Here is a 2,392-nt window from a genome sequence, read left to right on the forward strand (position 1 = left end):
TTTTCGTATTTCTTTCCCTTTGAAGTAATACATAAATCTTTAATGCCCAGATCTATTCCTGTGTTTTGATCTGTATGTGGCAGTTCCACATGTTCCGTTTCCACCAAAATTGATACATAATATTTTCCGCTCGGCATCTGCGATACCGTTGCAGACTTTATCTGTCCGATAAAATTTCTATGCAGTTTTGCTTTTACTTCCTTTAGTTTAGGTAACTTTACTTTTCCTCCGTCAAAATCTGCCGTTATATTCCCATTGGTAAAATTCGTTGTGTATGATTTATGACCGTCATGTTTACTCTTAAACTTCGGATACCCTGTATGTTCTTTAAAAAATTTTTGATAGGCAGCGTCCATATTATAAATTGCATTCGTAAGGGCAAACTTATCTACTTCTTTTAGCCATCCATATTCTTTTTTTAGAACCTGGTTACAGTAATTGTTGCAGTTGGTTTTATTTACGTTTTTTTTCTCTTTCTCATATGCTTCTTTTCGATACGCCAGTGTCCGATTATACACAAAACGGCAGCAGCCAAATGTCTTTGCTATCTGTTCTTTCTGCTCATTAGTGGGATATATTCTGTATTTATATGCTTTTAACATCTGCTACCACCGCCTTAACCTTGGTTTTCTATATATCTTTTAAGCATTTTTTCTGATACATTTCCTACACTCCAGACAAAATATCCATCTGTCCAAAAGGTATGTTCTTTCCAAAAATGTTTCCGCAAATAATTCGGATATCTTTCCCATATATGATGTGTCGTATAACTTTTCATCAGGTTTACAATCCTGCTGACAGACATTGTCGGTTCTGTTTCTATCATATAATGAATATGGTCTTTGTCAGTTTCCATATATTTGATGATCACTTTGTGCCTTTGACATATCTCATATGAAAACTGCTTTATATCATCTGATATTTGTTGTGAAACCAGCAATTTCTTCCTATATTTGCAGACGAAAATAATGTGATACTGTAATAAGTATTTGTGCCTGTTTTTAGATTTCCATGTCCCCATGCCATAAGTATACAATAATATCTAACTTTTGGCTACCTTAACCCACCGTCTAAAGCCAGTGGGATTGCGGTAGCCTCATTTCAAATATCTCCCGGACATCCATCTCCGAAAATGGAATAAATGCTTCCGGATTCTCCGGATGTTCCCCGATCATCTTCTCCATCCAGATCATGTCATACCATCTATTGAACTTATAGCCGCACTTCTTAAATGTGCCCACCAATTCATATCCCAGATGCTCATGAAAATGCATACTGTCATTTGTCAGATGTTCGTCCTCTTGCTCTGTATAGGCAATGCAGGCATACAGATTGCTGATATGCTGTTTCTTGAGAATCCTCTCAAGTGCCTGATACAAAAGTTTTCCGCAGCCGCTGCGTTTGTAGTCTTTATCCACATAAATCGACGTTTCCACAGCCCAATCATAAGCCTTTCTCTCATGGAAAATTGATACATAAGCGTATCCGATGATACGCCCCTCCTGTTCAGCCACGATATAGGGATACCGCTTGAGAGTGCTTTCGATTCTTTCTCTGAATTCTTCTTCCGACGGTACTTCATACTCAAATGAAATCGCTGTGTTTTCTACATAAGGTGCATAAATCTTTAAAATCTCAACAGCATCCTCCGGTGTCGCCAATCTGATCATCATTGTTCTGTTCATCTTCTAATTCACTCCACTATGTATCATTATAATGATATCGACAGGACAGGATATAAATATTGTACTCGTCAATTTTATAAATTAATCTATCCTTTTCATTAATTCTCCGACTCCAAAATCCAGATAAATTGCCAATAAGAGGCTCTGGTTTTCCGATACCTTCATTACCATTCCGATCAATATCTTTTAATAATGTATTTATCTTCTTCAGTGTTTTTTTATCTTCAGTTTGCCAATAGATGTAATCCTCCCATCCATTTGAAGTAAACACTTTATTCATCATCCACCTCTGCCAATTCATGCTGTGAAAAATTTCCTGCTTCCAATTGCTGTTTAGATTGCATTAACCATTCAAAATTTGCTTTACTGCTGACAATGTGAACATTCTCCATTAAATTGTTGTACATTTCCTCAGACATCATGACGACATTTTTATTATTCTTCCGTGTAACAATTAATGTTTCATAATCATCTGTCACTTGATCCATGTATCGTTTCATATTATCACGTAAGCAAGTATAATTTACAGCCAACATTTCAGCACCTCCATTCTTCTATATTCTTATGATAACGTACAGTTTCCTGTACGTCAACAGAATTGTATCGACAAAATTATTTACATTCTTCTGCTGTGACATGCTCCCACCACTTAAATCACAGATTTTGAAGTGGGGGCTTCTTGCTCAATGGCTCTACTGAGCCAAGTA

5 protein-coding genes are annotated in these 2,392 nt (G+C 36.5%); all 5 read right to left on the reverse strand.

The window, feature by feature from the left end:
• On the reverse strand, positions 1–602 hold a 602-nt coding region (locus WMO25_RS17150), incomplete at its 3' end, for an RNA-guided endonuclease TnpB family protein (protein ID WP_349086379.1).
• Positions 603–616: 14 nt separating this feature from the next.
• A complete protein-coding gene (tnpA, locus tag WMO25_RS17155) occupies positions 617–1,021 on the reverse strand; it encodes an IS200/IS605 family transposase (RefSeq protein ID WP_349086381.1) in 405 nt (134 codons plus the stop codon).
• Positions 1,022–1,070: 49 nt separating this feature from the next.
• Positions 1,071–1,685 carry a GNAT family N-acetyltransferase gene (locus tag WMO25_RS17160; RefSeq protein WP_349086382.1) on the reverse strand — a complete coding sequence of 205 codons (615 nt, stop codon included), beginning with the start codon at positions 1,683–1,685 and terminating at the stop codon, positions 1,071–1,073.
• Positions 1,686–1,701: 16 nt separating this feature from the next.
• Complete coding sequence (locus WMO25_RS17165) at positions 1,702–1,965, reverse strand: Txe/YoeB family addiction module toxin (RefSeq protein WP_117528395.1); 264 nt, start codon at positions 1,963–1,965, stop codon at positions 1,702–1,704.
• Complete coding sequence (locus WMO25_RS17170; RefSeq protein WP_227082336.1) at positions 1,958–2,221, reverse strand: type II toxin-antitoxin system Phd/YefM family antitoxin; 264 nt, start codon at positions 2,219–2,221, stop codon at positions 1,958–1,960. The genes WMO25_RS17165 and WMO25_RS17170 overlap by 8 nt, the downstream gene beginning before the upstream one ends.
• Between the last annotated feature and the right edge of the window lie 171 nt (positions 2,222–2,392).

Origin of the sequence: Coprococcus intestinihominis, assembly GCF_040096555.1 — a bacterium.
In the GTDB taxonomy this organism is placed as follows: Bacteria; Bacillota; Clostridia; order Lachnospirales; family Lachnospiraceae; genus Coprococcus_A; species Coprococcus_A intestinihominis.

Excerpts from the sequence above, each read along its gene's own strand:
- tnpA (WP_349086381.1), bottom strand. The coding sequence starts at position 1,021 with ATGGGGACATGGAAATCTAAAAACAGGCACAAATACTTATTACAGTAT.
- WMO25_RS17160 (WP_349086382.1), bottom strand. The coding sequence starts at position 1,685 with ATGAACAGAACAATGATGATCAGATTGGCGACACCGGAGGATGCTGTT.
- WMO25_RS17170 (WP_227082336.1), bottom strand. The coding sequence starts at position 2,221 with ATGTTGGCTGTAAATTATACTTGCTTACGTGATAATATGAAACGATAC.
- WMO25_RS17165 (WP_117528395.1), bottom strand. The coding sequence starts at position 1,965 with ATGAATAAAGTGTTTACTTCAAATGGATGGGAGGATTACATCTATTGG.